The sequence below is a fragment of the Phormidium sp. CCY1219 genome (genome assembly GCF_055795085.1).
Genome location: NZ_JAYFEQ010000163.1, coordinates 1 through 4,787 on the forward strand (window position 1 = coordinate 1; position 4,787 = coordinate 4,787).

Here is a 4,787-nt window from a genome sequence, read left to right on the forward strand (position 1 = left end):
GATGAGATTTCTGCCAAGCTGACGCGGTTGGCACCGGATTTCGAGAGTTGGGGGAGTTTGACCGAGTTTGCGATCGCGCCGGAAGAGTTAATCGCGTCCCTGAAACAGACCAGCGATCGCCTTTTTGCTAAATTGTTAGAGAACGGCGAAGGTCGATTTCTCGATCGGAGTGCGTTTAATCTACAAAGCGAATCCTCCCTTCGCAGGGAACTCGAAACCGCACGGCAACAGCTACAAGATCGAGGGGTGACATTAGAACCCTCACTTGCCGCCAGTGTCGAATTTCTCATCGGTCGTCTGGGCGAGCAGTCCCAGGAACAGGCACGGCACCATTACGAACGCAGTTTAGCCCTGTTTCCCCCGGACGAGTGCTTAGAGCGACGTAGCTGCGTGCTGTATTATTTGGGAGTCTGGTGGAATATCTATGCCGTGCAGCATTGCGTTGACTTTCACTCCTGCTGCGAGCGCGCCCAAAATTACTTTCAAGACTGCATTGAAACCTTCGATCGCGCTAAGCGTCCCGATTTGCTCCCCAACTTTATCAATGCTTGGGGAGAGGTCTTGCAGCGACTGGCAGACTGGGATAAATTAGAAGCAATTGCCACCAGAGCGTTGGCACTTCATCAAACCCACCCGAGTTCGTTCCGACTGGCCCGGTGCTATGGATTTCTAGCCGAAGTGGCCTTGGGAAAAAATGAAAGCGATCGGGCCAAAAAAATGGCCGAAAAAGCCCTGTCTATCGTCGCCGATGCCTTGGAAAACTCATCCACTGCTGCATCGGAAAATTCCTTCTATTTAGATTGGGTGCGATCGTACCATCAAAGTTGGTATTGGTTCGCCTTAGGAAGAGCGCAAGCCAAATTAGGTTTCCCCCGCGAAGCATTGGATGCCTTGGAAACCGCCAAAGCCCAAGCCAATCCTCAGTACGACCTACCGCTTTACATTTCCATTCTTCAAGACTTAAGAAGCGGTTACTTTCACGAAGGGGAATATTTCCAAGCCTTCGCTCTCAAGCAAGAGCGAGAATCAATCGAACAACAATATGGCTTGCGGGCGTTTGTCGGGGCGGGACGGTTGCAACCGAAACAACATCTGAAAAAAATCCGATTCTTCAAAGGAAAAATATCCGGAGAAATCGCTCCAGAAATCGCCGATTCTGGCCGAAAAAAAGATGTTATTAACCTGGTGAATCGCATCAGCACCGACTGCAACCGCCTCACGGTGATTCACGGACAATCCGGTGTGGGAAAAAGTTCGATCGTGCAAGCGGGTTTAATCCCGGCTTTAAGCCAGATTAATCTTGGCAGTTGCGATATTTTACCGGTGTTGCAGCAAGTTTATAAAAATTGGATCGCAGAACTCGGTAACTGTTTGTCTCAGGCCCTCAAACAGGCTTCAGAATCTCCCAATCGCCCTGCAACCGAGGCGATGTCTCTCTCCCACCGCCCCTTGGATTCCCTGCCCCACATTCTGGAGCAATTGAGAATCAATTCAGAAAATCATTGGATTACGGTTCTGATATTTGACCAGTTTGAAGAATTCTTCTTTGCCTGCAAAGACCCCGAAAATCGTCGGGAATTTTATCAATTTTTGAAAGACTGCCTGAACCTGAATGGCGTCAAGGTTGTTTTGTCCCTGCGAGAAGATTATTTGCATTATCTGCTGGAGTGCAACAACCGCTTAATTAGCCTTGATGTGGTAAACGACAATATTTTAGACAAAAATATTATCTATTACTTGGGCAATTTTTCTCCCAAAGACGCCCGGGAAATTATTCACAGCTTAACCCAAACCCATCAGTGTTACTTAGAACCGGATTTAATTGATGAATTGGTTCAAGACTTAGCCCGAGACGCTGGGGAAGTGCGCCCGATTGAGTTGCAAATCGTGGGAGCGCAATTGCAAACCGAAAACATCACCAGCTTGCCACAGTATAAAGAACGCGGGCCGAAAGAAAAATTAGTCGAGCGTTATTTAGCAGAAGTGGTACAAGACTGTGGCCCAGAGAACCGAAAAACTGCCGAACTCGTCTTGTATTTACTAACCGACGAACACAATACTCGTCCGCTGAAAACACAGGCAGAACTAACCGCCCAATTGGCAGACAAAGCGGATGGCTTAGAGGTGGTTTTAGAGATTTTTGTGAAATCGGGATTAGTGTTTCTGTTGCCCGACAAGCCCACAGACCGCTATCAACTGGTGCATGATTATCTCGTCTCTTTTATCCGCCAGCAAAAAAACGCTGAATTAATGGCACAACTCCAGTGGGAGCGAGAGCAAAGACAATGTAGCGAAGCGAAGATAAACCAGGTGTTTAAATGGGCGTTGTTTGGCACCACAACCGCCGTGTTGGTTCTGGGAATATTAACCACCTCAACCGCACTTTTATGGCGACAGGCAGAAGGGCAAAAATATAAAGCCCAAAGCGCTACCATTCAAGCGCTCAATTCCGAATCGGAAGCTCGCCTACTTTCGAGCGATCGCCTCGGCGCATTACTGGCGAGTGTCAGCGCCAGCAAACAAGTGCAAAACCCGCAAGTCCCGGCAGAACTTCAACAGGAAACCGCACAGCGCCTACAAAATGTAATTCTCACTCCCGTTCGAGAGCGAAACCGTCTCCCACATGGCGATCGGGTGACGCGGGTTCGGTTCAGTCCTGACGGGGACACACTTGCCTCTGCTAGTGAGGATAAAAAGATTCGGATTTGGGGGCGCGATGGCACCTTACTTCGCACCCTCGAAGGACACGAGGAGCGGGTCACCAGCGTCAGTTTCAGTCCCGACGGCGAGACCCTCGCTTCTGCCAGTCACGACGGCACCATTAAACTCTGGCGCAGGGACGGCACTTTGCTCCAGACGATCCGGGGTGAAGAAAAAGTCTTCAACGACCTCCGTTTCAGTCCCGACGGCGAGATAATTGCGGCAGCGACTACATATACTAATCGCATCACCCTCTGGCGACGCGACGGTACGTTCCTTCGCCCCCTCGAAGGACACAATAAGCCTGTTTCCTCGGTCAGCTTTAGCCCCGACAGCCAAACCCTCGTCTCTGCTAGTCTGGACGGCATCATCAAGATTTGGCAACGTGATGGTACTTTGCTGAAGACCTTCAAAGGGCATGACGATGCAATTTATCAAGTGGTGTTTGACCCCGAGGGCGAAATCATTGCCTCTGCCAGTAGGGATCGAACGATTAAGCTCTGGCGGCGCGATGGCACTTGGCTCAAAACACTCACCGGACATCAGGATGCCGTGAATAGCGTCAGTTTCAGCCCCGACGGACAACAACTCGCCTCTGCCAGTAATGACCAAACGATTAAGCTCTGGCGAACCAGCGACGGCACTTTGCTCGAAACCCTGGATGGGCACCACTCTTTTGTTTGGGATGTCAATTTCAGCCCGGACGGAAAAACACTCGCCTCTGCCAGTGCGGACACCACTGTCAAACTCTGGCACATAGACGAGCGCTTTCTTCAAATCCTCCGAGGACATATCTCGGGAGTGACTGACATCAGTTTTAGCCCGGACAATCGCACAATTGCTTCTGCCAGTTACGATAAAACCATCAGGATTTGGAGGGACGATGGCAGTGTGAGGGAAATCCCCAACGCCCATAGCAAAGAACTCTCCAGCATCAGTTTTAGCCCTGATGGTGCGATAATTGCTTCTGCCAGCTATGACAATAGGGTAAAACTGTGGCGGCCTGATGGCACCCCGATTCAAACCCTGGAGGATTCTCCATCCCCGGTGAAAAGCGTGAGGTTTAGCCCGGACGCCCAGATCATCGCAGCCGCCAGTAATGACGGAACCGTAAAACTGTGGCAGCGTGACGGCAGTTTAATCGTGCAGTTAAGGGGGTTGGACGAACGAGTCCAGACTGTCAGCTTTAGCCCTGATGGGCAGCTCATCGCCGCTGCTGCCGATCGCGCGATCGCCCTCTGGCAACCCGATGGCAAGTTACTCACCCACTTTGTAGGGCACCAAGAGCAGATCCAAAGCGCCAGCTTTAGTCCCGACGGTCAAATCCTGGTTACGGCCAGTACAGATCGCACGATTAAACTCTGGCAGCGCGATGGCACTTTGCTTCAAACCCTCCGGGGTCATGGTGCGAAAGTCCATGCGGCAATTTTCAGCCCCGACGCTCAGACCCTGATCTCCGCCAGTGGCGACGGTACCATCGCACTCTGGCGGCGAGACCCCGAAACAGAAAAGTTTGAAACTCGCCCCTACAAAACCCTGGAGGGACATCGTGAAAGTGTCTATAGCCTCCGTTTTAGTCCGGACGGTCTCACCCTGGCCTCCGCTAGTAACGACAAAACGGTGATTCTCTGGACGTGGGAAAAGGTCGCGTCTTTGAATTTAGAGACTCTGCTGAATTACGGTTGCAATGAGCTGCAAGACTATCTCCAGAATAATCCCTCTGCTAAAGAATACCGTTCTTTGTGCCATGAAACAGAAGACCCCTGAAGTGACCAATTTGTCATTCATAAATTCATTATCTGGTAAGTAGGTTTCAATTCAAAACAGGAGTAAAAAAATGACTGAATCATTATCTAAGAATCAACCGAGCAACTGCACCGAATATCTGTTAAAAGCGCAAATCATTGCTTGGTTAAAAGAATCTTTAGCCAGCGAATCCATAAATGAAGAAGTAAAACAGAGAATTATTGTAAAATTCTGCGTCCAAATAGAAGGGGGAAATCAATCCATTGAAAATCTGGAAGAAGTAGAAGAGAAATTAGAGCCTGGATTGCCCCGTGGAATGGTGGGAACGACTGGCGATCCAC

The 4,787-nt window shown here is 50.1% G+C and carries 2 protein-coding genes; both read left to right on the top strand.

From position 1 onward, the window contains the following. Positions 1 to 4,467 (top strand): WD40 domain-containing protein (locus AC0QH1_RS00895; RefSeq protein WP_324628841.1); only part of this gene is annotated, 4,467 nt, incomplete at its 5' end. A 70-nt stretch (positions 4,468 to 4,537) separates the two neighbouring features. Beyond that, positions 4,538 to 4,787, top strand: a 250-nt coding sequence (locus tag AC0QH1_RS00900; protein WP_324628842.1) for a hypothetical protein, incomplete at its 3' end; no start/stop codon positions are given.